This window comes from Haloarcula nitratireducens, from assembly GCF_019599505.1.
Window position 1 is genome coordinate 21,476 of sequence record NZ_RKLT01000012.1, and the last position, 25,539, is coordinate 47,014.

At 59.0% G+C, this 25,539-nt stretch carries 17 protein-coding genes; 12 read left to right on the forward strand and 5 right to left on the reverse strand.

Annotated elements, in window-relative coordinates; translation table 11 throughout:
• The 8 genes from EGH23_RS18790 (at nucleotide 1) to EGH23_RS27510 (ending at nucleotide 10,588) form a co-directional block, all read left to right on the forward strand.
• Nucleotides 1-1,635: a TrbL/VirB6 family protein gene (locus EGH23_RS18790; protein ID WP_483867123.1), complete on the forward strand. Its 1,635-nt coding sequence runs from the start codon at nucleotides 1-3 to the stop codon at nucleotides 1,633-1,635.
• On the forward strand, nucleotides 1,628-4,987 hold the full coding sequence (locus EGH23_RS18795) for a VirB4 family type IV secretion system protein (RefSeq protein WP_220581522.1): 3,360 nt from the start codon (nucleotides 1,628-1,630) through the stop codon (nucleotides 4,985-4,987). Before EGH23_RS18790 ends, EGH23_RS18795 begins: the two co-directional genes overlap by 8 nt.
• Nucleotides 4,980-5,357: a hypothetical protein gene (locus tag EGH23_RS18800; RefSeq protein WP_220581523.1), complete on the forward strand. Its 378-nt coding sequence runs from the start codon at nucleotides 4,980-4,982 to the stop codon at nucleotides 5,355-5,357. Before EGH23_RS18795 ends, EGH23_RS18800 begins: the two co-directional genes overlap by 8 nt.
• A complete protein-coding gene (locus tag EGH23_RS18805) occupies nucleotides 5,357-5,821 on the forward strand; it encodes a hypothetical protein (RefSeq protein WP_220581524.1) in 465 nt (154 codons plus the stop codon). Before EGH23_RS18800 ends, EGH23_RS18805 begins: the two co-directional genes overlap by 1 nt.
• Nucleotides 5,821-6,405: a relaxase/mobilization nuclease domain-containing protein gene (locus EGH23_RS18810; RefSeq protein WP_220581525.1), complete on the forward strand. Its 585-nt coding sequence runs from the start codon at nucleotides 5,821-5,823 to the stop codon at nucleotides 6,403-6,405. Before EGH23_RS18805 ends, EGH23_RS18810 begins: the two co-directional genes overlap by 1 nt.
• Nucleotides 6,405-8,933: a type IV secretory system conjugative DNA transfer family protein gene (locus EGH23_RS18815; protein WP_220581526.1), complete on the forward strand. Its 2,529-nt coding sequence runs from the start codon at nucleotides 6,405-6,407 to the stop codon at nucleotides 8,931-8,933. The genes EGH23_RS18810 and EGH23_RS18815 overlap by 1 nt, the downstream gene beginning before the upstream one ends.
• A 1,130-nt stretch (nucleotides 8,934-10,063) precedes the next feature.
• Nucleotides 10,064-10,321 (forward strand): hypothetical protein, encoded by a 258-nt coding sequence (locus EGH23_RS18820; protein ID WP_220581527.1) that lies wholly within the window; start codon nucleotides 10,064-10,066, stop codon nucleotides 10,319-10,321.
• A gap of 114 nt (nucleotides 10,322-10,435) precedes the next feature.
• Nucleotides 10,436-10,588 carry a DUF7837 family putative zinc-binding protein gene (locus tag EGH23_RS27510; protein WP_483867124.1) on the forward strand — a complete coding sequence of 51 codons (153 nt, stop codon included), beginning with the start codon at nucleotides 10,436-10,438 and terminating at the stop codon, nucleotides 10,586-10,588.
• Nucleotides 10,589-10,919: 331 nt separating this feature from the next.
• Here EGH23_RS27510 and EGH23_RS18825 read toward each other — a convergent pair whose 3' ends face one another.
• The 5 genes from EGH23_RS18825 to EGH23_RS18845 all read right to left on the reverse strand — a co-directional run bounded on the left by EGH23_RS18825 (nucleotide 10,920) and on the right by EGH23_RS18845 (nucleotide 16,570).
• Nucleotides 10,920-12,068 carry a DsbA family oxidoreductase gene (locus EGH23_RS18825; RefSeq protein WP_220581528.1) on the reverse strand — a complete coding sequence of 383 codons (1,149 nt, stop codon included), beginning with the start codon at nucleotides 12,066-12,068 and terminating at the stop codon, nucleotides 10,920-10,922.
• Nucleotides 12,069-12,083: 15 nt separating this feature from the next.
• The gene (locus tag EGH23_RS18830; protein WP_220581529.1) at nucleotides 12,084-12,968 is read right to left on the reverse strand and encodes a hypothetical protein; all 885 of its coding nucleotides are present in this window, start codon (nucleotides 12,966-12,968) and stop codon (nucleotides 12,084-12,086) included.
• Nucleotides 12,969-13,803: 835 nt separating this feature from the next.
• Entirely contained in the window at nucleotides 13,804-14,850 is a 1,047-nt protein-coding gene (locus tag EGH23_RS18835) for a single stranded DNA-binding domain-containing protein (protein WP_220581530.1), read from the reverse strand.
• Between the two features lie 1,288 nt (nucleotides 14,851-16,138).
• Entirely contained in the window at nucleotides 16,139-16,330 is a 192-nt protein-coding gene (locus tag EGH23_RS18840; protein ID WP_220581531.1) for a hypothetical protein, read from the reverse strand.
• Nucleotides 16,331-16,570, reverse strand: a complete 240-nt coding sequence (locus EGH23_RS18845) for a hypothetical protein (protein WP_220581532.1) — start codon at nucleotides 16,568-16,570, stop codon at nucleotides 16,331-16,333.
• A 150-nt stretch (nucleotides 16,571-16,720) separates the two neighbouring features.
• Here EGH23_RS18845 and EGH23_RS18850 point away from each other — a divergent pair, with 150 nt between their 5' ends.
• The 4 genes from EGH23_RS18850 to EGH23_RS18865 all read left to right on the forward strand — a co-directional run bounded on the left by EGH23_RS18850 (nucleotide 16,721) and on the right by EGH23_RS18865 (nucleotide 25,462).
• Complete coding sequence (locus EGH23_RS18850) at nucleotides 16,721-17,215, forward strand: hypothetical protein (protein ID WP_220581533.1); 495 nt, start codon at nucleotides 16,721-16,723, stop codon at nucleotides 17,213-17,215.
• Between the two features lie 133 nt (nucleotides 17,216-17,348).
• A complete protein-coding gene (locus EGH23_RS18855) occupies nucleotides 17,349-18,476 on the forward strand; it encodes a TrbL/VirB6 family protein (protein ID WP_483867125.1) in 1,128 nt (375 codons plus the stop codon).
• An 87-nt stretch (nucleotides 18,477-18,563) separates the two neighbouring features.
• Nucleotides 18,564-21,530 (forward strand): VirB4 family type IV secretion system protein, encoded by a 2,967-nt coding sequence (locus EGH23_RS18860; RefSeq protein ID WP_220581535.1) that lies wholly within the window; start codon nucleotides 18,564-18,566, stop codon nucleotides 21,528-21,530.
• Nucleotides 21,530-25,462: a DUF8128 domain-containing protein gene (locus EGH23_RS18865; protein ID WP_220581536.1), complete on the forward strand. Its 3,933-nt coding sequence runs from the start codon at nucleotides 21,530-21,532 to the stop codon at nucleotides 25,460-25,462. The genes EGH23_RS18860 and EGH23_RS18865 overlap by 1 nt, the downstream gene beginning before the upstream one ends.
• The last annotated feature ends 77 nt before the right edge of the window (nucleotides 25,463-25,539 follow it).

Sequence of the window (25,539 nt, forward strand, 5' to 3'; positions counted from 1 at the left end):
ATGCAGAGTCAACCTCCAACACCGACACCAACCCCAGGGCAGGGAGCTGAAGGGTCCACTGGACAGTTCACTGGTGACGTGCCTACGTTTACCGAACTGGTCTTTCGGGCATTGATAGAGTTCTTGAAGATGTTTCCGACTGCCTTCGAGAGCTGGTTCAAAGAAAATGTATTGGATGTACTTGTCCAGCCTCTCGTTGGCACTCCAGCGCCCATAGGGCCCGGAGCGGGTGGACTAAACATGGCGTTCAACAGCGCCGTGAATAGTCCCTGGAGTACGCTCATAAATACGCTCTATTTCGAGTACGTCGTCGGGCTGGCGTTCGGCATCCAGATTATTGTCGTCGCCGTCGTGGGAGTGCGCTACAATGCGATCGATCCAGTCGTTCGAAAACGGATCGGCCGTCGACTGGTATTTGCGTTTCTTGCGCTCTTCTTCTGGCTCCCGATTGCCTCTCTCGCATTGCAATTCTTCGATGTCATTGGTGAGACCGTCTCGACGTTCGCGAATGCGACTGAAGGTCAGATCGCCCAAGAACTGCTGGTCTTTGCGAAACTGTCTCTGTATAGTCCGGCAGTCTCATTCCTGTTGCTACTGGGGCTGCTCTATATCTATGCGAAGGTTCTCGTGGTATCGATCACCCGATGGATGGCGGTGATTCTCACTACATTAGCGATGCCACTGGTGGCAACATTCTGGGCATTAGAGGTCTGGCCATTCAAAAGCTTCAGCGGGCTGTCGAAACAAATAGCAGGGACGTATCCCGGCGCTATTGCAGCGAGTATCCCGACAGCGTTGCTCATCCGCATCTCGATTGAGATCAACGACTGGGGAATTCCAGGACTGGGGCTGTTCATCACTCCGATGGTGCTGCTGCTCTGTGCGAAGATTCAGAAAGCGATGCTCCAGAAGAGTAGCCCGACGTTGGTCAACCTCAGCGATAAGATGATGGCCGCAGGGAAGAAGCCAGCCAAAGCTTCGGGGGCTGTCGCAGGGGCGGGTGTGACCGCTGGAGCCTATCTAGCGGGCGGGCCGGTTGCTGCCGGCGCAGTTGAAGCCGGCAAAGGCGTCGCGAAGGGAAGTTCGCGAAGAGTGTTGAACGGCGCGCAGATGGTCCACCGGGGAAAGTCCGGGTCGTCCGCAACCATGGCAGCGGGCGCGTCAACGGGCCGGCAGAGTGGGCAGGCCCAAAGACAAGGTGGAGGGTCGTCGTCTTCGCCGCCTAAGAGTGGCGGCTCGTCTAGTGGGAGCACACCCAGCGGTGGAAGCGGGGCAGGTAGCGCCGGCGGTTCAAGCAGTCTCGGACAGACTGTCGCTGCCTCATCTTCAGCGCCAACGTCTGCTAGTACCGGCAAATCGACTCAAACCGTGAAGAAGCCGACCAGCGGTACAACGACAATTCCACCGACGAGCAGCAGTTCCGGCGGAGCATCCACGAAACCGGTTCCGAATCGATCAGACACCAAAGTGTATCACCACGAAGAGGAATCGGCAGCGGACGGCGACCCGCCCGAGTTTGACTCAGTCGGTGAGCTGCTGCGCGAGCGGCTGAAGACCGATGAGGAACTCGGTCCCGATGCGTACCGCCTCGATGAGCAAGATATGGCGATGGTCAAGGACAACAACGATGAGTAACTCGCCTAGCGAATTCAACACGAATATTATTCACGACGATCTCGGTGGCACCACCGAGTTCTGGGGACAGTACACCTTCGGTGAACTAGCGTTGTTCATCTTCCCAGTCTTCGGGTATCTCGCGCTCTTGGGCCTACCGTTCGTCCCAGCTAGTTTCCTGCTGCCGGCGACTGGTCTGTTGATTGCGACCGAACTCCTCCTGTTCGGCCTGCATCGAGCGCGGCCCCGCTACTACCGACTAACTGAGTGGCTGGAGGTCCGCCTGCGGTGGGCCGTCAAGAAACCGGAGTACCTGTTCGGTGATGGCGCACAGGATACGCAGACGGTCACGCGGCTTGACCGCGTGCTTCCTCATGGTGTCAAGCGCATCGACGGCGCACATCTCGGCGCTGTGCAGGTCACGCCCGCCAACATGGCGCTCAAAGATGGTAGCCAATGGGAGAAGGCTGTCAGTTCACTCACGGACTTAGCGAACTCCTTAGAGGGCGAGACGAACCTGTACGTCACCACCCGTGAAATTGACCGGGAAGCGCACGTTGAGGCCCATCAAGGCCGCCTCGACGATGCCGATACCCAACGGTTGCCGATGCTCCGGGGTCTCTTGATGGAATGGCTCGACCGACACACGGATGACGAGAGCAATCCCGTCGACGGGACCGAAATGGCACGGAAGTATTACATCATCGTCTCAGTGACCGATGCTGACATAGATGACCTCGACCGGGAGTCGGCATCGCTCATCGGTTCCCTGGATTCCGTGCCGGTCATCGGCCGTGTTGTCAAGATGGTGTCGTCGGATGGCCTCACCGAAAGTGAGCGGGACACGTACAAAGCGAAGAAGTTGAAGGACAGAGTCGGGACGACGGCTCGTGCGATCAACAGTCTGTATCGCTGTAGTGGGGAGCCCGTGTCGCCACTTCGCCTTGCGACGCTCACAAAGGAGTATTGGGCGTGTGAGTCGCAGTCGTTCGGCGACCTCGAAGAGACGACAGGACTCTCCCCTGTTCACTACACCCGCTCACAGGAGGCTGAGGCGCTAGACCTGGATATCGAAGACGTTGAAGACCTCGGAGATATCGAGATGCCCGAGTTCGATGATGACGATGTCGGGGAAGTACCATCGGCGTTCAGGCGGCCCGGTGAGGAACAGCGGTCGTGGCTCGCGCCGTCGGCTATCGATTGGAACGAGGACTACACGGTCCTCGACAGTGAGACGTACGCTCGGACGTTCTGGATCGAAACCTTCCCCGAACACCCGACTAGTGGGATGCTTGAGCGCCTACTGCTGGACACTAATCTGAAGGCCGATGTCTCGATTCACATCAACCCGTACCAGTCGCAGGATGCCGTTTCGGTGATCTCCGAGTGGGTGTCTTCGCTGCGCGTGTTGCAGCAGGACGTCGGCGAACTGGACACAGAGGACCTCCAGCAGGACATCGAGCGAGCGAAGTACATCCGGCAGGCCGTCCGGCGGAACCACACGTCGCTGTATCAGGCAGGGGTGTTCATCCGTCTGACCGCTGACAGCAAAGAGGAGCTTCGCGAGCAGACCAACCAGTTAGAGACGCTGATGCGGGACTCCCCGGCGAACTGTTCGATCAAGCGAGCGACGCGCCGCCAGGAACAGGGATTAGCCACGGTTTCGCCATTGGGTGGGAACGAGCTTGGGAACGAGCGACTGTCGTCGATGACGGGGGAAGCTCTCGGCGCGCTGTTCCCCTTCTCCTCGAACTACCTCCGGATGGCTGACGGAATTCGCTACGGTATCCACGACCACAACGACTCCTCAGTGCTGATCGATCCATGGGAGCTGGAAACCGGCCACTCGGAACTGGTGACAGGGATGCCCGGCGGCGGGAAGACTCACGGCACACAGGCTCGGGGCCTGCGGATGATGAAGAAGCGCTCGGACGTCAAGCAGGTCTTCATCGACCCGGTCGGGGATATGCGCGGCAGCGCCGAAGTGCTAGATGCTAAGCGTATCACCGTCAGCGGGGACACGCCGCTGAATCCGTGTGAGATGCATCCGACGCCACAGCACGTCCTCGATGCGTCGCCGGACATGGAGCCGGTCCGGGCGAAGATGGACGAAGTCTACGGGGTCATCATGAACTTCCTCACCTCGCGGGATATCGACCTCGAAATGCACAGCGGGCTGATCACGTTCCTGATTCAGACGACGTTCGAGCGGTCGGCTATCGACCCCGACGACCCGTCGACGCATACACCGGCAAACTCCCCGACGATGCAGGACCTGCTCGACCTGATCGACGAGATTCAGGAAGACCCGGGAGTGTTCCCTGCTGCGGAGACCGAGAGTTCAAAACAGAAGATTCGGAAGTACGCCGACGAACTCTCGGTGGCGCTGCAGCCGTTCCGGGCTGGCAGTACCTATGGCAACCTCGCCGAAGAATCGAATCTGAATCTTATCGACAACGACAGCAAAGCCGTCTACTTGGACCTCCAGCAAGTGGAGGGCTCCGGTGACGGCCTTGGGAAGCAGTCGTTCATCATGCAGTTGCTGCTCTCGACGCTGTATCAGCAAGCGAAGAACATGGAGACGAAGGTAGAGGTGATCATCGACGAGGCGCACTACCTGTTCGCCGACGACGCGAACCTCGCCTTCTTGAACCAGATTGCTCGCCACCAGCGCCACGCCGGGATTCGGCTGGTGCTGCTCTCCCAGACGCTCCAAGAGTTCTACGATGGTGACGCTGCCGAGGAGATTGCGGGGATGTGTCCGATTATGGTCCATCACCGAGAGCCAGAGCTGGACAAGCAGACGGCGAAGCGGGCGGGAATGACCCGCGAGCAGAAACACTACGTGAACAACGCGGAAGCCGGGAAAGAGACGGTTGGAAGCGAACACGGCTACAGCGAAGCGCTAGTCCGGATCGACGAACACGGCGATTACCCACTCAAAGTTCGGACGTCGTGGGAAGAAAAGCGGGTCATCGACCTCGACCCGCACGAACAAAACCCGCTGGACATCCTCGTCGAAGAGCAATCCGAGCAGGTCGAAGCGTTCGAAGAGTTCCTTCGAACTGAGTCGATGAAGGGTGTTCTGGCCCATCATGGGCTGACGGTCAGCCAAGCCGAACACGTCCTCGAAGGACTCTCTGCAGCGGAATTGGCCGAAACGCTCTCGACGGCACTCGATCAGGTGGCAGTTGAGGAGACTATGGAGACGACGGAGAACAGTGCGCCAACCGACGACGACTCTCAACCAGATACTATGCCTCACGCTGATTCACAACCAGAATCACAGGAGCAACGTCAGTCAGATATGCCGTTCACGACGAATGGAGCCAGCGGAGCGCTCTACGAGAATGGAGGTGAGTCGGATGAGTGAGAACGTGACATTCTACGCGCCGGATGAGCAAAAGGAACTGATAGAGCGGATGGCCGAACGGCAAGGGATGAGTCTCTCAAAGTACTGCGTCGTCGCGCTGGACAAGCAAATCGCTCGTGACGTGCGCTCCGAGCGAATCTCGGAAACCGGTCTCGAAGAGCAGTTGAGTGACATGGAAGCGACTGTCTTGGATGAGATAGAGTCTGCTCTGTCGCCTTCAACAGAGAAGGAAGTGCTGCACGGTGTTGCGCTCTGGAATCTGATTGGTGGGGAATATCCGGGTGAGAAGCAAGCGGCGGCACTTTCAGAAGCATCTGACCGGCTGGATACTGGGTTGGAGAAGCTACAGCGCCAGGAGGCCGATGACTAATGGCCGAAGATGCGCGCCTCCAGATTTACACGGACGAAGCGCTCAATAAGAAACTCGACAAGCGTGCTGATTCTGCGGGGCTCTCGAAATCGAAGTACTGCGAACTGATCTTGAAGAACCACCACGGGATGGATTTAGACGGGCGGCTCTCTCGATACTCTGCCAATGACGATGTGGTCTCGACGATCGACAAGGCCAGTGCCGAAATTATCGCTGCGATTGAAGAGCTGAAGCAAGAGACGACGTCCGACGTGGAACATCTGCAGTCGCTCCGAACGATGTACGTGCTGTCTCTGTGGGAACTGCTCAAAGAAGAGTACAGTCCCGAAGAGCGTGAGACAGCGATCAAGCGAGCGGCGCTCCAAATGGCCGACAGTCGTGCCTCACAGACGACTACTGAGAGCGATGGTGGGGAATCAGACAACCCGTCGCCGCTTGACTCGCTGCTCGCTATTGAACAATGATGTTGAAGACGGATTATCAGCGTAGCGGCGCTGGGAAGCTGCTGAAGTATATTCGTCGGGACCGAGAGCAAGATGCATCTCGAACAAAAGTCCCGCTTCGGGATCGAATCGGTCGTGAACTTGACGAAAAGCACATTGAGCAGTTCATCGAAAAGAGTGAGAAGTTCGGGTTTCAGCGTCACCTCATTGTCTCTCCGGATCCCGAAGCTAAGATCACCCCTGAGGAGATTAGCTCTCACACGCGAGACTTCATGCGTGAGGAATTCGGTGACCAACCAACGACAGACTACGTTTACGCCACCCACACTGATACGGAGATCCCCCACGCTCACATTGCGGCAACTGGACACGAACCAGAACTGACGATGGATGTTGAAGACGTCAATCGTCTTCGGGACAGCGCGAAAGACATTTTCAAAGAGCCCGAGCGCCTCAAAGAGAGAGCCGCGGATAAGCACGCTGAACAGGCTGTTGAAAGTGCCCATGACGACGCTGGTCAGACTCAGTCCCAGAAGGACAAACTCGTGGAGGCAACACAAATTGAGTCTGGTCCGGAACGTGACTTCGACGTCGGTGGGTATTGATGGCAAACGATTCACAATCGCCCAGAACCGCCCCGGGTCAGAAGCCCGGCGAGATGCCGACGAGTCTGAAATACAACGAACCAGCGATGCTGGTTTGGAGCGTGTTCATGCTCTTGGTCCCGCCGATGTGGATAGATAGCGACAAGCTGCTCCACAGACGCTTCTGGGCGTGGCGATACATCTACTGCGGGTTCACCATCATCACGGGACTGCTCTTCGTTGAGCCGCTGCTCAGCGGCAGCTGGCTCGTGTTGTTATTGGCCCCCTTTGCCCACCTCCTCGGGGCGGCACTCGTCGTCGGATTGTTTGCTGGATTCCAGGTGCCCGGTGTGGCTCCACCTGTTGTCTCGTATGAGACTGGAGCAGCGCTCTACGTTTCGTCGCTGGTACTCATTGGCGTCATTGACGTTGCCCGTCGCACCTCTCCACGATCACTCGCTCGAAATCCATGGGGGTGTGAGGACGACGAACTGGCGGTGCCATACGAGTCAGTCAAGACCAAAAACGATGCTGCATCCGCACTCCCGACGCTCAAAGATGACGTCTCGACCGCCGTCCTTGGCGAAACGGGGAGCGGGAAGTCCTCGGCTATGCAACTCTTGGCCTACCAGTTCCCGTATAACCGGGATACAGCGATTATCGCCCACGACGCTGGCGAGGAGTTTCAGCAGTTCTACGCTGACCTTGGCTTCGACGTCAAGCGCGTCGGTATCGACGGCGACGTCACCTGGAACCTCTTTCGGGATGCCGATTCCCGACAGGACTTTCGGGAGATCGCGGCGGCGGTGTTTGGAAATCCATCTGGGCATAACCCGTTCCACACACCAGCCAAGCAAGTATTCGAGGATATGCTGCGCTATCTCCACTTGGAAGCCCAACGAAACAACCGACGAGAGAACCTCTCGCACATGGATATCGTCTCGCTACTCGAAGACGGACGTGCTGGGATCTACGACGCACTCGACAGCTACGACCAACTCGAATCCGGACACTTAGACACCGAACAAGGGAAAGCCGCTCAGAACGTCTACCAGACGCTCGTCGAATACACCCGGCCGATTTTCGTCGAGGACTTCGCTGAACACGGCTCGTTCTCACTGCGAGAGTATATTCGGAACCCGGAGGGGCGAGTACTGATTGTCGATTCGAGGCCCTCTCGGATGGCGACACTTGGCCCGATGTTTCAGCTCCTGCTGGACTGGTCGATTCGCTTCGCGATGGAATCACCGAATCCGACGGTTCACGTCCTCGACGAGATCGACCAACTGCCGCCCCTCGGTCAGATTACGAACCTCACAGCGCGTGGTCGCAAGGAGAAAGCACGGGCACTGATTGGCGTCCAGACCATCGGCCAGCTCTCAGACACCTACAGCGACATCTCGGGGATTCTGGGCAACTGCCCGCAAGGCCTGTACTTCGGGCCGGGTGATTCCCACTCGACGGAGTTCATCCGCAACGAAATCGGTGAGCGGCGAGTGCTGGACCGGCGAGAAACTCATTCGATGTCACGGCAGTCTGGGTCTCATTCGCATCGGTCACAAGCGCGGGAAAGCTACCAAGAGACCGAGAAAGCACCCATCACCTCCGGGCAACTCCGAGACTTCGAGCCTGGCGAGTGTATCACGGTCACACGAACGGACTGGTGGTACGGGCAAACTCACGAGCTGCATGAAGTGCGCTCTGGACTACCTGAACGCGGGGCAGAGTCGCCGGAAACGCCACGACAGACAGACTCCGAAGGTGACGTCACCGAAACGGATAGCTGGATAGCGATGGTCAAGCATTTCGCTGGACGGATCGGACGGTCCAACGGCGATGGGACGGAGCAACAATCCGATGCTGAGACCGACCCGGATGTGTGGGCTGCCGACGACGTCAACGAGACTCCCTCGATTACCTATAGCGACCGTCGCTGGCGGGATGCACTCTCTCGCCTTGATGTCGAAGCCGCTCCAGTCACGCGGGGTCAGAACGTCGACGCGCTCTCAGACCTTGGTGCAATGCTTGACCGGCGTGTTCTCGACCTCCCACAGGGAACAGGAACGACGCTCGAAATTCGTGAGATGCTTACCGACCTCTATGTCGAGACTGGACTGACGCCGACCGAGGTCCTCGATGCTGTCGAGAAACGAACGACTGTCCTCCGGATGAGTGATGCGTTCCGCGACGACTATCGATCCGCTGCGGAGGACGCCGACTCCACTATTGAGTCACCCGATGCTGACGAGGAGATGGACACCCCTGAAACCCTGTTCGAAGAGGAGTTCGACTCGAAACCCACTGCTGAAAGCGACGGGTCACCAGCGCCGGAAGATGACGCTGAACTCGAGAACAATCAAGTATCTGATACAGCCTCTTCTAACAAAGAGTCACCGCGATCTCCCGAGGATGACGTGGACGACATAGTCACCGATACTAGCACCGACGACCACCCTGAGGAGTCTACTGCACCTGCTTCATCTACTGCCGAATCTGACGCAGAGTCCGAAAGTGACGAGGACGATTTCGACGCGGCGGACTTCATGTAGTTCGGCTCTTCGACTGGCTCACTTTTCGCTCGTTGTCGCTCTGATTCTCACACCGGCGCATCCACTGTCATGCAATAGGCGCGCTTTCTCTGGTATCTTAGAGTCCTAACTATTCTACCGCCGCCGCCTCGGTTCGTTCTCTGTCCTTTGCTCGTCTCAATTCTGGGTAGTCGCTACCGACGCGAAAATATCTAAGCTTTGCAGTAAAGTCTTTTCTTCATATGCATTTTAGTCTAAAATCGCAGTACGGCAAGTGTCTGACTCACTTTTTAATAGGATTATATTGCCGTAACTCCCCAAAAATCGCAGGAGGGCGTCGGGGTGGAGTTACGAACACTTTAACCGTTTATCTTGCCCCACAAATCCGGGGCATCTGCGCGATAGTAGTCGAACAAACATATAGATATTCGGAATGTTTCGTCGAGAGCTATTGTTGAGCATCTCACCCCCCGTCATCGATTTGTATTTCGGTGACTACTGAACCCTCACAGATCAGAGATGAAGACACCACACGTCGATGCACTCGACTGGGAAGCACCTCACCAGATAGACTTCTCTCACTCACATCGGTCCTGTGAACAACCCCCTGCCTCGGCTGGCTGGCAGACCCACGGGTGTCGCGCTTCGCTCGGTCTCAAAACGATGCTGACCACTACCCTGCAACCGATTGCATCGTGCAGCGAAAAAATCAGTCTCACACCTTGCCTGTGGAGCTGTCGTCAGCGCGCTTATAGAGAATTTCCAGACCTATCTCGCCTACCCATCCTGGCATAGAATTACCTGAACACCAACACTTCATTCCGTAGCCTCACTGGAGATCACTCGTGGTTGTGATTTTCAGAGATTTCTCGTTCGGCTACGCGCTTCGTCACTGTGGGGAGTACCGACCCATCGAGTGAGTCCACCTTCTCTTCACCACCTTAGCTACCTCTCAATACGAGTCTCCCCGCTAACCAACACTAGCCAGCAAAAGATGAGTTCGTTGGTTAGCGATAATTCCCTCTCCTAGCGAACAGGAATCCGTCGCTATCGGTACGCGATACAGCAACAGCCTATCCGGGCGCCCTGAGCTGCCGGTGGCCAAAATGCGTAAGCCTATTCATATACTAGGCAGCCATAGCACTGAATTAATGTCGAGCGAAATAGTCTGGATCAAGAAACGTGGACCAGTCGGCGTCGGGACAGCTATCCATATCCACACGGATCCAGACTGCCAGCCGCTCCAGCAAGCTACAGAAATTCGGGAAACAACGCGAGAGAAACTCCCCGACCACTGGCCCGACTGTTCGCTCTGTGCGGGCACCGCCGACACAGGTGGCGTCCCGGAAGGTGAAAGCACCCACACGCGCCGGGACCGATTGGAAGAACTTGACCCAGACGATCTCTAATCTAGCTGGGACTCAGTTGCTCACGGCTTGAACTATTGCCCACCCAACACTTACTATGGCAGCCATTGCAACACGAGATGGAGAGACAGCCGATAGCTAGGTACTTCCCTGTGCATGACCCGTGATACGTCGATACTTGGCCGATGTCCGGATTGTGATGCAGACATTACTCCAGCGTGGCTGTTAGTCGAGTACGAGCAAGACGATGGGACGACGGGCATCTGGGCTGAGTGTCCAGCCTGTGAAGACGTCGTGAAACCCGAATAGTCTAACCCACGAAAACTGGCTTGAAAGACTAAACGGCGTCATCTTCGTACAACTTGGAAGCGGCTATCCGGGGCCCTATACAACCTCACTGAGCGTTTCTATGCAGTCGATGTCTCTGCAAGCGCTATGTACTGCTGTTCCCATTCACGGTGGCCGCGAGGGAGCCAGCGAAGCCTCCGACTTAGCAGTCTACAGCGACACACGACACTTCGAGATCTGCAGTTCCTGTCGCGATCTGTCAGAAGAATTCGACACCTCCGGCCTCACCATTAGAACCATCGACACCACAGGACGAGAACGACAGTACAGCCTGGACGAAATCTGAGGATCCTCAGTACCAGAAGCCTTCGCCGCCAATCTCGAACGACGAAACACCGTCCAGATTCCGGAGACGCTGCTCAGCTTCCTCACGCCGTATCCCGTAGACCTCCATGACTTCAGGCGTAGCTACAGCCCCGTGTTCCTCCACGAAGCCCTGTAGCTCCTGAGGCTCTTCCTCGGGAATACCCTGGAACGTGAACTCTGTGCTGAAGTCAGAATACCGGACACGGCCATTCCAAGAAGCTGGTCGAACATCCAGCTGCATGAACGTGGACGGAAGCTCATCACGGTCACCCGTTTCCAGTTCAACCTCTTCCAGATCCTCCTCGAATCTTTCCCGGTCCAGGCCGAGGTCTTCCGCCAGTTCGGCCAAGACTTCTTCGTCGTTGATGTTGCGGCCAGCTGCAACACTACGCTGCCACATCGCCCGGATGTAATCCGTTCCCTGGCCTTGCTGGATAGCTGCCTCGAACGCCTTGTTGACCAGTTCCGTCGACTCCGGCGGGTCGTTGTCCCAGAACGATGGATCAACCGGCATACCCATGTCCTCACTGCACTCCATCCACTTCTGCTTGGCCTGTTCTGGATCCTCGAACTCACGGACAGGAGCCGGTTTGTAGAAGAAATCAATTTCTTCACCGTAGCACTCTTCGACACGCTTCATCACCGGCTGGACGCACCAAGACATCGCACTCAACGGGTCGACCTCCTGAACCAGGAGCAGCACCTCCTCTTCCTCTTCATCTTCTTCCTGGTCGTCGTCTTCGTCTTCCTGGTCGTCGTCCTCAGTGTCGTCGGATTCGTCGACGTCGTCTTCCGGCTCTTCGACATCGGGTTCCTCAACATCCGGTGACTCTGGCTGACCCTCGTCCTCCTGCTCTTCGCTTTCTTCGTCTTCACCGCCGTCGTCGCCGGAATCGTCGCCTTCCGGAGGCTCGGTTACTACACCGCCACCGCCGCCTCCACCACCAGTCGAACCACCCGGACCTACAGGAGGGCCTCCACCAGCACCGCTCTCGGAATCACTTCCAGAGTCATCGTTTCCGTCGTCACCGGTGTAATCATTCAGGCCCGACTGCGAGTGATTGTTGGTTGTCTCCCCATCCTGCGAATCATCATCACCCGACGAATCTCCGCCGCCTCCGCTGTATGAACCCATAAATACGAACATCGTTCAGTTGTCCTCCTCTTGACCATAGAAGTCGTTCATAGGCCGCTGTTCTTGACTGTCGTTAACCGAAAGCTTGGCCTCCCGTCCTTCCTGGAACTCCGGCCACGCATCCTGCAGAAGCCTGTCCCCGTCTGAACAGGCATCCGTCCACTGCCGAAGTCCGGTTGCTCCACGGACACGCGGGTCAAAATCCAGTAAGTCGTCCTCGGCAAGCCGTCCAATCAGGAATACGTCTTCCATGTCCAAGGCGGCGATACAGTTCCTGACGTGGCTCCGGAGAACTTTGATCGCGTTCCCGGCGTCACCGCCTGTGTACTGGACAGCGTAAAACGCGAACTCTTCGTAGTCGAAATCGTCGTACAGTTCCCTGTACTCCATGAAGTGCTCGTACTTCCAACCCTTGTTCGTCGGAATCAGCCGGACATCGAAGTCCTGCTCGATGATCTCCTGCTGCAGATCCCTAACGTGGCCAGTGTACGCCTCGATAGCATTGTCTTGGACCTCCTCGTCCATCCAGTTGTAGCTGAAGACCACGTCTGGAACGTAAATCGCTGGCTGAACCACCATCAGCAAGTCCACTACGTCTTGGAAAGTACGCTCGTTCACATCCTCGTCGTACTCCGTGCCAAGGATTACAGGGATATGCCACGGTTCCAATACCCGGCTCAGGTCACCGTCCTCCCCAATGACCTCTTCCGCGTCCGAGAAATTGATTACCACGTACTCGACTTCCCGGTTGCTGTCAAGCCACTCCTCGTACTGCTCGTCAGGAAGCTCTACGCGGGGATGAACGCCTCTAACCGGTTCATATATTCGATGAGCGTTGAACGCATCATGAAGTGTTTGCTGCCCTCTACCGAGTTCTCTGGATTCAACTTGTGAACTCAAACTTATACTCCTCGTCTCCGGTTTGTCTTTCAGCGGGGAGACGTGTCAAGTAATGACCTACATCCTCTTTAAATTATCGCCGCAAACTGTCTAGGCAGCCCTAGAAACGCCCGATTTCAAGGGCAGTTGGGAAAGAATATAATCCTATAGTTTTGATAGATGTCCTGTAGTAATATCTGGGGAAAATTAAGACGTCTTCCCGCCCATACCCGGAGACTACAGACACAACATGTCGGTTTCGGTGGAGAATGCTGGTTAAGACGAGTCGCTATGGAGTCTGGAGACCTCGAACTGACTTCACTATGAACGTGTCTGACTCTCTTTTGACCTCACTTGGCCGCTCCGTCGCTATCGAGGGTAACTAGTAGGAAGCAGACACATTTAAGCAGCATCGATTCATCCTCCGGATTAGGTTAGTACATGTAGCAGGCGGGACCGCGCGCAACGGCGTGAGCACGGTGGACCGCCGCGAGGCGCGCGATAGCGCCGAGCGCAGCGCTCCGTCGTCCTCGTGAGCGCCAGCGAACGAGGGCTCGGAAGACGAACAGAGTGAGTCTTCCGGTGGCGCCGCGCGTCGCTGAAAACACCAATCAGACAGTTCTCCCTGCTCCACTGGCTGGCCCACGGGAGCGTCCCACCAGAGACCTGATTGCGCTGGATACTCGGCCTGACTGACCCACGACAGCGCCGTTTGCGGCCCAAGCCCCAGTCCGTGCGCGTGGTTGGCTCGTCGCCGCCCCGCTGTGCCGGTGGGCGGCGACGAGACCGCGTGCGCGAGGTGGCTCACGCGCCGACCGGACGACCAGCCTCGATGGCGAAGCCCCCGACGACCGATCTAGTCGGCCAGCGTCACCTCGACGGCTTTGTCCATGTCCATCTGGTTGACCCACGCGTGAGTGTCTGCTTCCACGTCCCACGGAGCCAGTCGGGGACTCTCACCGGAACACCCGAACGATGCTCGACAGTCGCCGGTCGGCGCAGGCCCGTCACCACGTTCGAGAATGCATATGGTCGTCTTGCTCGTCACGGCCAGCGTCTTCAGGCCGTTGTACTCGCCGGGCTTCCCGGCGCAGATGCGCACGCGGTCGCCCTCGTGGAGAGTACGGACCATCGCGCCACCGTGGACGGATTTGACCCAGACCGTCACCTTCGCCGTGTCGCCGTCGTCGTCCTCGACGTAGGCCACCTGATACTGATTCGGCGCGGCGGGGTCGTCAATCAGATGCGTGACCGTTCCCTCGATGGTGGCTTCGTAGCCGTGGGGGTTCATGTCGGCGACCAGAACCGGCGCGTTCATCGCGGCGCGAGCAGCCGTGAGCGCACCGAAGACGCCGTCGAAGCGTGAGTCGGTGTCGGTCGTGTGAGTGGCGACGAGGCGGCTTGCAGCGGCGTGGCTGATGCCAGTCTGGTCGCTGACCGTGGTGGCGTCTTGATTCACGGCGGCCAGCGCGTTGGCGTCCATGTCGGCGCGTGGGTCGGGCTCTGCCTCGAAATTGTCTGGTCGTTCTTGCTCGCTGGTGGTGAGCTGGCGGGCGGAGGCTTCGCGGTCGATCTCGTCGTGGGCATCGCGGGCCTGCTTGGAGTGGCGGGCCTGTTCGGCGTTTTCGCCGTGGCGTTGTTCTTGGGCAGCGAGCGTCTCGCCGTGGCGCCGATCTGGAGCGATATCAGTCGAACGACTCCAGTCGTAGTCGTTCTGTCGAGCGTAGTAGTTCCCGCGAGAGTCACTGCCGCGGTTGGGCCGGTAGTCGAGTTCGTCGCCGTTCGCCGTCTCGGCGACTTCTTGGAGAAGATGCTCGGGACCACCCTCGACGTGCGCGCCGAGTTGCAGCTGCTGGTCGATATCGGACGATGCTTTCTTACTACCGGAGTCGTTAGCGTACATTGTCTTACCTGCTCCTCAGGAAGACACTTGCCGGGTGTGCCATCACCCGGTTTCCTGCGGCGTGAAACTCCTTCCTGAGCGCCGCGTGTCGTGTCTTCCGTACATAAGGCCACGGGTGCATGGTACTTAAAACCAACGACTAAACTGGGTTGCTTCAAGTGGAATAGAGTGGCGACAGAGTGTCTCAGGGTCGGTTTTCTGAGTTCAAGTTTAGACGAGATTAGTATATAAATGTGGGTTGATGGGATACCTTCGATGGCGGGGGATATCTTGAGCGGTTGCGGTTCCGTGAGCATCCCGCGGGGCCGCCCGAGTGCCGGATGGGTGAAAGCCCGGCACGGCCGCAGGCCGCGCCCGGAACACAGCGAGCGGAGCGAGCGTCCTCGTTCCGGCGAGGGAGGGCGGCCCCGAGGGTTCTGCTGTTGTGGTCGGGTTGGACTGAAAGGGGCACGGCGCTGGCGCTTGCTGTGGTCGGGTCAGCGACCCCTCTCCGAGCGCAGCGAGGAGATGTCGCTGAGCGACCGCCAGCGCCGTGGGGCTTTCAAGGTGTGCTGGTTCTGTTTCATCGCCACTGTCGCCGACAATCCGAATCTAGTTACTCCGGTTCGCTATCTCTGGAATATTTCAGCGGTACGCGTGTTAGTGCTGTCAATTATCACCGGAATAGCGTTGCCCGCTTTTCTCCGGAGAACTTCTGTTGATCTGTAGCGACTTGGATCTCCGTAGCAGAATCTAGTTAGAGCCCCCTCGCTCTTTTCGTCCGGAAATGAGGTACACGCTCAGGGACGTTTCCTCGTACTCGTATCTCCACCGGAGCACCATTCGGGACTGCCGCTCCCGGCATCTTGCTAACCTTCATAGCCGCCCAGCGGCGGCTGCTGCCGCTGCATTCGATAACACGGGAAACAACAAATCAAGCCAGTCTGTCAGTCCCACACCGCTCACACACCAGTCTCTCGACGTTTGCTCCTGGCCGCCAGCCCCATAAGTCGTTCACCGGAAACCCGGTGTCTTTCGGCTATCTGTCTGCCTCACGCCTAAGCAGAGACCTCGATTCGTTGCCAAGCAGTACAATCGACGCCGAGAGTGACCAACTGCCAACGACAGGGCAGTCATGTCGATCTCGCCCTAGACTGCATACAATCAACTGTGCGACGTCATCGCTGAGAGTGAAAGGACCGCCCCGCGCTAGAACACGGGGCAGAGTGGTCTGCGCCCCCTCTCTCGTAAGTAGGCAACGCGGACCATCGCTAGGTGAGATGGCATACGTGAAAAGCGCACGGGTCGCTCAGTCGAGACCGACAAGACGACGGCCAATCCACCGGGCGACGTATATCGCTACTAAGAGACCAGCGGCCTGGCTGACTGGTGATTCAAACGCCACGAGCGGGATCGAAATAGCGACGAGGGCAATAACCACATAGACCAGAAATCCAACGATTCTTCGGGTCGCGAGTTCAACGATGTCCGCGGCGGACATTCAGCCCTCACCTCCAGTCTGTTGCTCGCCAGCGAGATCGTCGAACACAGCGGCGAGCCCATCATCGTCTGGACGAGGCTTGTACCCAGTGCTACCATCAAGGGCAACAAGGAAGCGAGCGGCTAGGTCGTATGCCTCGTACACTTCGATCTCTCGCCGATCAGCGACATCTTTGATCGCGCCATGCAGCGAGTAGTCGATGTAATAGTGTGGTCGTATGCCGTCGTATCTCGCCGTCATTGATAAGATGCTATTCAATTTGAACGCTCATAGTAGTTTGGACTAACTTGGTAGCTTTTGGACCAAACTTTTATTGCTAGTGAGTGTGTTGTCTAGACTAGGCGTAAGAGGTGCTAGAACACTGATGACGTACGCCCCCTCTCTCGTCCCATGTTCGAGTTATCGCTCCCCGACGATCTCGGGGACACGGCAGCGCAGTTCGTCGACCGTCTTGACACGGTCGAACGAAGCATTCTCGATCAGCTGTCCGTCCAGCAGGTGCGTTCAATCGCGATCCTGCTGGGCGTCACGGCGACAACGTCGGGCGTGGCAGCTGCACAGAGTGTCAGCGAAGTCGGGAGCGCAATGTGTGGTTCCGGTGTCGGGCAGCTCGTCGGGTTCGGATTCATCGCCGGGTCGCTGTACTTCGTGCTGAAGGGTGTCGCGAAGGCCATGGCTGCGATGGACAAGATGGGCTCGACGAAACAGCAGTCGGCTCGCGAAGGGAAGGAGGCGATGGCCGGCTCGGCGAAGACCTTCTCGGCGGCGTTCATCCCGGCTGTCGCCGCGGGCGTCTTCGAGGTGCTGGGCATCTCGACGGTCTCCTGTATGTCGCCAAGCCAGTGGAGCGTTCTGATGGCCGGCGTCACTGCGCTCCCATTCTAACAGAGCCCCGCCCGTGCCCGACAATTCTTCTGCACCGACGCCGGCAGAGACGCCGCCACCGTCGCCATCGAACGCGACGAATGGGGCGGCCGGAGAGGCCGGTGGCGGAGTGTTTCCGTCACCGATAGCGGCGGTGAAGTCACTCATTGAGTGGGCGGTCGACTCGGTCGTCAGCGGCGTGACGACTCTCATAGAGACGTTCAACGGATTCGTCTTCGGCATCCGCCTCCCAGGACGTGCTGGCGAGGTCGCGTCGTGGGGCCCGCCGGAAGCCGGTCTCTGGTCGGGTGCATGGGCGCTGTACTGGACGCTCGTCCCGCTGGCCCTCGCACTTCTCGTCTTTCAGGCGATGCGCGTCCAAGGGACTCTCTCGGGACGAGAAACGAAAGCAAAGCTCGGCGAAATCGGAAAATGTGGTGTCCTCATCCTCGCCGGCTGGCCGGTCGCGATCGGCGGCCTGCACCTCGCCGACTCTATGGCGATGGCACTGGCTCCAGACGCTTCGGCGCTGTTGTCGACACCCGGGAACATCGGGAAGCTCGGGCTCGGGATACTCGTCGGCGCGGGGCTGCTGCTAACCCAGTCCACCCTCGTCGCGACGGCAATCGTCGTTGTGTTCGTCGAGCACGTTGTGCTTATCGCGGCCGTCGCCGGCTGGCCGATCTGGTGGGCGCTTCGCCCCTCTGACTCCGGGTTTGCGAACGCTGCTTCCGGTATTGGCCTCTCGATGTATGTCGGCGTCGCTGGCGCGAAGGTTGTCCAGGCCTGTATCGCCTTCTTCGTCTTTCACAGCGAGTGGTCGCTAGCCGGCGGCGTCGGTGACGCCGTGCTTTCGCTGCTAGGATCGGCGGTCGGCCTCGGTGTGGCCTTCGTCGGCGTTCCGGTCGTCATCGGCCGCAACTTCGTGCCCGAAGTGATGACTGTCCTCGGGACTCCGGGTGTCAAGGTTGCTGAGTCATCGGCTTCGGTTGCGAGAGACAGGGCTGGTGGCGCGGCAGGGACAGCCAGTAACTACGCCTCGTCAGCGCGTTCTCGGGCCGCGACGGCCGCTCCGTCGTCGGTTCCATCGCCGACGTGGTCGAGAGGTAACAGCGGTGAAGCTAGCGCGGCACAGACGGTCCCTGACGACTACACACCCTCGCCGGAACCTGGGGCGCAACAGGCGTCCTCGCTGTCGTCGCCTGACAGCGAGGCTTCGTCGAATAGCACTCCGAACACAAGCAGGAAGCGACGTATCGAAGCCCTCAATGGGCGATACTAACCCTCTCACGTGCAGAAACCAATGAGTAACAACTCTCAGACGACAGAACAGACGCGCAAAGATCCCGGTCAGCTCGTCCCACCGCGCGTGGACACTGACCCAGAACTACTCGGCGACTACACCTGGAGCGACATGAAGGTCTACAGTCCAGCCGTGGCCTCACTCCTTGGGAGTGGCGTCGGCGTAGTGATGTCCTCGACGGCACTGGCCGTTGGTGGCCTTGCTGGTGGCCTCGGGCTAGGGCTTACTGGGACCTACCTCCGAGTCTCTGACCAGCCCTACACGTCACCACGTGGCCGCGTCTCGGCGTGGTCGTCGCACCTCCGTCGACAGTACCTCGACAGCCCTGATGACGTGCTTGCCGACGTAACGGGCGTATCTGGTGTCACCGAGCGCGGTTTCCTCAAAATGGACGACGGCCGATTCGTCGTGCCGGTTCCGATCGAACCGCGGAACACGGCGATGCTCGATGCCGACCAGCGGCACAGGCTTGCGGCATCGCTGTCGTCAGCGATCGATGAACAGCTGACCGACATGCCGTTTCGATTCTACTCGACGACGCGAGAGGCTGATGTCGATGACGTTGCCGAGCGCTACGAACAACGTGCCCTCAATCCAGAGACCAATGAGCTACAACAGTCGGTGCTGCTTGATGTCGCCGACTGGCTGACCGAGGCCGATTCTCCGAACTGGGAAGCACGTGATTGGCGGCATTACGTCGTCGTTGAGGCCGATGCGAGCGCGGTGACGGGTGCCGATGAGCCGTCGTTCATTGAGATGCTGAATCCGCTGGCGGACGCCGATGCGATCTCCGACAGCGCAATCGAGGCGACGCTGGCCGATCGCGTCGAGACTGTCCGGGCCGCTATCGGGAGCGTCACAGGCTTAGAGGCTCGCAACCCGACGCCCCACGAGTCGTTGACCGTGGCACGCGAGTACTGGGGACGCGATGATGATCTTCCAGACGAGCTGGTCGAGGATCTTGTCGGTGACAATCAAGACGAGGATATCGCTGACCGCCTTGCTCGTAGTGTCGAACCCGAAACGTGGGATCCACGAAATGGGTGGGTGCAAGTTGGCGATCAATACGCAACGGCCCTCTGGCTAGCCGAGTATCCCACAGAGACCGCGAGTCTCTGGCTCAAGGACCTCTGCACGCTTCGCGGTGTCGACGTCGATGTGACAGTCAACGCTAATCCAGTCCCACTTGACGATGGTGTCCACGAAGCGGGAGCGAAGGCCGCCGATATCGGCTCCGAAGGTGAGGAACGCGCCGAAGAACGGGACATCACGGCGATGGATACTGAGACCGCGGGAGAGGCGACCCGCAAGCTGCGCGAACTGTTCCGCCAGACGCCCTCCCAACCGTGGCGACTCTCGACGTACGTCGTGGTCCGGGCCGATGACCGAGATGCACTCGACGCGGCGACCGAGGAACTGGCGACATTCGACAATGTCGAGGGAGCAAAGCGGCGGGCCCTGCAGACCGCTCGCGAAACGGTACGCGACACACTAACCGGCGCACCGGCGAACACGACGCCCGTTATTCCCGGTGCTGCCCAAGAGTGTGCCTTCCGTGCGGCCTCGCCATTGACGGGTGATCGGTGGGATGCAGAGACGCCAGCCGAAAAAGACCGTCTCGTCCCGGGCGCAGTCATCGGGTCAATGTTTCCCTTCGCCGCTCTCGACCGGCGCGAAGCGACCGGGATGGACTGGGGGCGAAACGAGGAGAACGGGTCACATCTTCGGCTCTCGCCATTCGAACGCGGCGGCGGGCCGCACATGCTGACGATTGGACAGACGCGGTCGGGGAAGACCTACTCGGCCAGCAAGGCAGCGCTGCGATGGTATCTCGAACGCGATGATCGGACGCTCATCGTGTGTGATACGCAACGCGGGTTCGACGGGCTAACGCAACTCTGTGAGGGCGAGCACATCGTCGTCGACGGGAACCAGTCAGTCAACCCGCTCCGTATCGAACCCTCGCCGGATCACCGTGCTGAGGGTGCCGACGAGTTCCGCATGACCGTTGAGGAAACGGTCGGCTTTCTGGTTGGGTTGCTTCGAGCCGATGATGTCGCCGACGCCGGGGAGTACGCGCCACTGCTAGCCCAGGCGGCCGAACGAACACTCACAAATGCGGGCATCGAACCAGGCCAGCCCGAGACATTTGATGCCGGGAACCCGAACCTCTCGGATCTCCTCGAGACGCTAACGGACATGACCTCGAATCCCGAGGAGTATACGATGGCCGACGGTGAGGGCCACGAAGGGGAGACGCATCTCGAACAGGTCGGCGAATTGCTGACGAAACTCCGGTCGTTCCAGGAAGGTGGGAAGTACGCGAGTCTGCTCGGAGCTGATGAACTGGGACTCCTCGACGACGACGTGGACATGGCGTACCTCGACTTGCACGCTGTCGGCGGCAGTAATGACGCCGAGAAATCGGCGAATCTCCAGTTGATGCTCTCACAGGTACGGGAGAAGATCAAGCAAACCGACGGTGAGGTCGTCTGTATGTTCGACGAGGCCCATGTGCTTCTCGACGCCGACCGAACGGCTGACTGGTTGCAGAAAGCAGCGCGGGAGTTCGCTCGGTATGACGCTTCGCTGTGGTTCCTCTCCCAGTCGCCCAAAGACTTCGTGTCGGGAAAGGGTGAGACCGACGCTCGGGACACGATTCGGGCGCAGTGTTCCACGGTGCACTTCTTCCGAACGCCGCGGGTCGACGAGGACGTCCTCGCACAGTTTGGCCTCAACAGCGCCCAGCGGGAGTTCGTACGGGACATAGCCGTTCGTGGGAAAGAAGGTCGGGGATACTCTGAGTGTCTCATTGACGCTGAGGATATCGAGGGGTGGATTCCGTGCTATGTCGAGGCCACGCCGCTGGAAGATCGAGTGCTCACCTACTCTCGGCGCGAGGCAAGCGGTCATGGCACGGCAAGAGAGGATTTTGTCGAACATATGACCGACGGAACGGCTGTTCCCTCGAACGGTGAGAGTGGCATCTCACAGCCTGCTGACGAAGCTGAAGTGAACGGGGGGCGAGAGTAATGGGCCTTCTCGACCGCTTTGCCACGACGACCGACACGGAGACATCGGGGTACGAAACTACGCAGGTTGACGCCGACCTCGCTGAGGCGTTGACGTCGCCAGGTGAACGTGACGCTATCTCGGTGCGACCAAACCGTGACAATGGCGGGATAGAGGCGATGGACAGCGTCCTGGAGTCGTTGCACTCTGTCGAAACGTCCTCGGGCCTCCTCCGTGGTGGCAACGAGAATATCAGTCCTGCCCACTCGTTCGAAGTGCGATACACGCGACCCAACGACGGCGGCGATCGAGTGCTATCGCTTCGTTACGTTGCCGGTGATGACCGGACTGACGGCCCACTCGAACGGCAACTGACCTCGCAGTATCCCGACTCACAACTCTCGCGAACTTCCTCTGAGTTACTCTCTAGGAGTAGTGTCGAAGGCCGACATATCGCCGGGGCGCGATTGCAGCTCCGACGCTACACGCTGTACCCAATCAAGAACGTAGACCTCCCTGGGTTCACCACCGACCCAATGGGGAGTATCCTCGAAGAAATGGTTGGCCAACAAGCCGAGGATGCGACCGACGCCGACGTCGTCGTGCAAATCCAGTTCAAGCCCGCCCAGCGGAACTGGACGGACGGTATTGAGAATGGCCACGGCGTCCTTGACGATAGTGACGAGCGAGTTCGGGGCGACCCGAGTATCAAATCACTAGCGATGAACCTCCGAGAGCCGACGTTCGAGAAACAGTGGCGGCTGTTCACGCGGGAGACCATCGAGTATCCGCCGTCGAAAGTTGAGAAACAGGTCGCGAAGCTCCTCGAAGAACAGCAAGGCCAGAAAGGATGGCGGCTGTGTCTCCGAGTGTTCGCTATCTCCGACGACCCCGACGTTGCGATCTCGCGGGCCAGCAGCACTGCTGGAATGTTCCGGAACTTCTACGAGAACAACGCCGAGCAAACGTTCGTCCCTGACCCGCTCGACGGCCGCGAACTGCGCAACGTCGTCGAGAAAGCGGCTGAACGAGAGTGGGCCGACCACGGTATCGTCAAGGCTCAACGAGAGGTGTCGGGCCTGCTGAACGTTCCCGAGGCCGACCATGTTGCTACGAACAAGATGCGTTGGTCGATGTCTCGACCGGGTGAGGGGATTCCGCCAGGAACGCCGCGTTTCGACTTTCAGGCTCATGACGTCGCTGGAGCCGACGATGACGTCCAACAGGTCGCGATGCTCGACGAATCGTCAGTCGGCGATCCCTACTGGTACGGGTTCGGGAGTCGCCACGGTGTCGAAGCTGGTGTGACGCCCGAAACCCTCGAGACCCACCAGTTCGTCGGCGGCGGAACCGGGAAAGGCAAGACGACGTGGTTGGTCAACTTCGCCAGTCAAGTCATGCAGCGGGGGCATGGCGCGTTGATCTTCGATCCGAAAGGCAAGGACGCCGACGAGTTCGTTCGGGAGTGGCCTGATGACCGCGACCGCGAGGATTTCGTGTTCGTCGATCTCACCGACGAGTTCGATAAGCAGGTCCGATTCAACTTCCTCGAAGTGCCCAGCGACGCGGATCCTGACAGTCGGCAGTTCGCGTCAACCGTTGAGGCGCTCTGTGACGATCTCGCCAGTATGGTCGCACTGGCCGGCGGCCAGGACAACTACTGGGGTGCTCGGATGGATCGTGTTGTCCGGACGTTCATCCGTGGAATGGCGAAATCGGGCAAGACCTGCACACTGCTTGACTTGGCAGCATTATGTACCGCCGAGGAGAACCGCGAGCGGTTCACCGAATGGATGGACCGGGAACGGCTCCAGTTCATCAAGCGAACCGCCGAACGCATTGAGGGCTTCGACGACGCCGATCTCGAACCACTGGCCGGGCGTCTCGACCAGTGGATTCAGAACGACGCGATTCGGGACCTGATTGCAGCGAGAGAGTCGACGGTTAGCATCCGCGATGTCGTACGTGAGGGGAAGGTTGTCGTCGTGCGAAACGCGCCGTCGTCGGGAGAGACAGAGAAGCGATTGTTCGCGACAGCCCTCATTCGTCGTGCCTGGGTTGCTGTTCGGGAGAACACCGACGCGCCACCGTTCTACGTGATCTGCGACGAGTTCGACAGTATCGTCTCCGACCGGACCGATATCGCAAGTATCCTCTCTGAAGCGCGAGCGTTCGAGTTCTGTCTCACCCTCTCATGTCAGAATCCCTCGAATCAGCTCCCCGAACGGGTACAGAAAGCTATCGAGAACCAGTGCGAGACGTTCATCTCGTTCAACCCTGGCGGGCGCGATGATGCTCGTCTCATCGCCGGCCAGCACTCCCGGGATGTCGAACAAGCGGACCTGACGAATCTCTCAAAGTATCGCTTCTACATGCGGACTCACGACGCCGATGATGAACTCACTCACTCCTACAAGGTCGATGCCTTCCCGCCGATTGGTGAGACACGAGAGGGGGTATCTGGTGTGGCTGGATTGTCCGACGATGAATTGACCCAACTCAAGCGCGAGAGCGTCGAGCAGTATGGCGAGGAAGCCGAGTCGCCCGCCCAACAGCGCCAGGCAAGTCACTTCTACGGCGAAGATAGCGATGTCGAGGCCGATGATGGCGATATCCGTCACGATGACCAGACCGCTGAGCGGGCCGTACTGAAAGCTGTCTTCGACGAGAGTATCCATGCCAACGGCGTCGAGACCGGCGGGTTCGTTCCGAAGGGCGACGCCGAGGCCCGGATACGGGACTACCTCGACGCCGAGGGCGATGGTATCGCCGACGTGTGGGACATCGTCGAGCGAGTCCCCGAGGATCTTCTCGACCGGGATCATCGCGATGGCGAGACGCATCTCCGAACCACTGACCGTGGCCAGAGTGAGGTGTTCGCTAGCGGCGACGACGAGAACGCCGGCGGTTTGGAGCATCGGCAGTTGCTTCGAGACAGCTACGTTCCGTTGACTCGTCTCGGACTGTGTATCGACATCGTGCAGCAGGACGGCAACGGAGATCTCCCGGATGCTCGTGCCACTCCTGAACCCATGCGTGATGTTGACGTCGAAGAACTGTCGTTGGCGGAGACGCGTGTCGTAGCTGAGAACTTCGCCAAAGACTATCCAACGCTCGACCGGCTCACGGGCGGCGAGGACGTCGCTGTCGAAACCGAGCACGACACGTCGGGCAAGCCCGGCCAGACTATCAAGAACCTCGCCAAGGCCCACAAGCGCGGCGTGCGTTGTCTGTTCGTCGCTCGTCCCAACGACGCCCGGCGTGTCGAGGGCGCGCTGTCCGACCCGCCGCTCGTCCGCGATATCGACGAGGACGGGACGCGCACGTTCTACAACCGCCGGGACCTGTGGATCGACGGCGACCGGATGCTTCGCCCAGCAGGCACTGAGCAGACTGTATGGCGCTTCGACCCCGACCGAGAGGCGTACATCCTCTCGGACACCGACGGCCGAGAGCTAGCGACCTTTGCCGACACAGAGGCCGTGTTCGAGAACGCCGACACCTATCCGGCGACCGAGAGTGACGTCGACAACCCCGAGGAGTGGCGGCGGGTGCGAAAACCAGTGATCCCTGAGCGAGTGTTTGACGGCGATCGTCCTGACCGCGACGACTGGTGTCTCCTCGTCGTCGATCCCGACGAAACGAGAACCCGACTCGCGTTGCTGGCTGATGGCGAACTGATTCCCATCGGCGAGCCGACCGACGCCCCTGACCCTACCGACCTCGACGTCTCCGATGGCGCTTGTGCGCTGTACGATTGTCTCCTCGATCATGGCGAGTCTGTCACAACGACCGGGGCCCACGATCTTGCAACTGACGACAGCCGGGAGTGTCTTGACGTCTCCCGACGGACGATTTCGAAGCGCATCGATGAACTGGTCGACGCTGATGCGCTCACCGAGGGAGACTATCGAGAACAAGCCGGAACCGAATATCACGTCGCTAAGAAGTAGCTGTGGTTCCGATCTAATCTCTCGACCCGAGGATTCAACCCCGGCTGGACCTCCTTCGAGGTGCCCCTTCGAAGTGG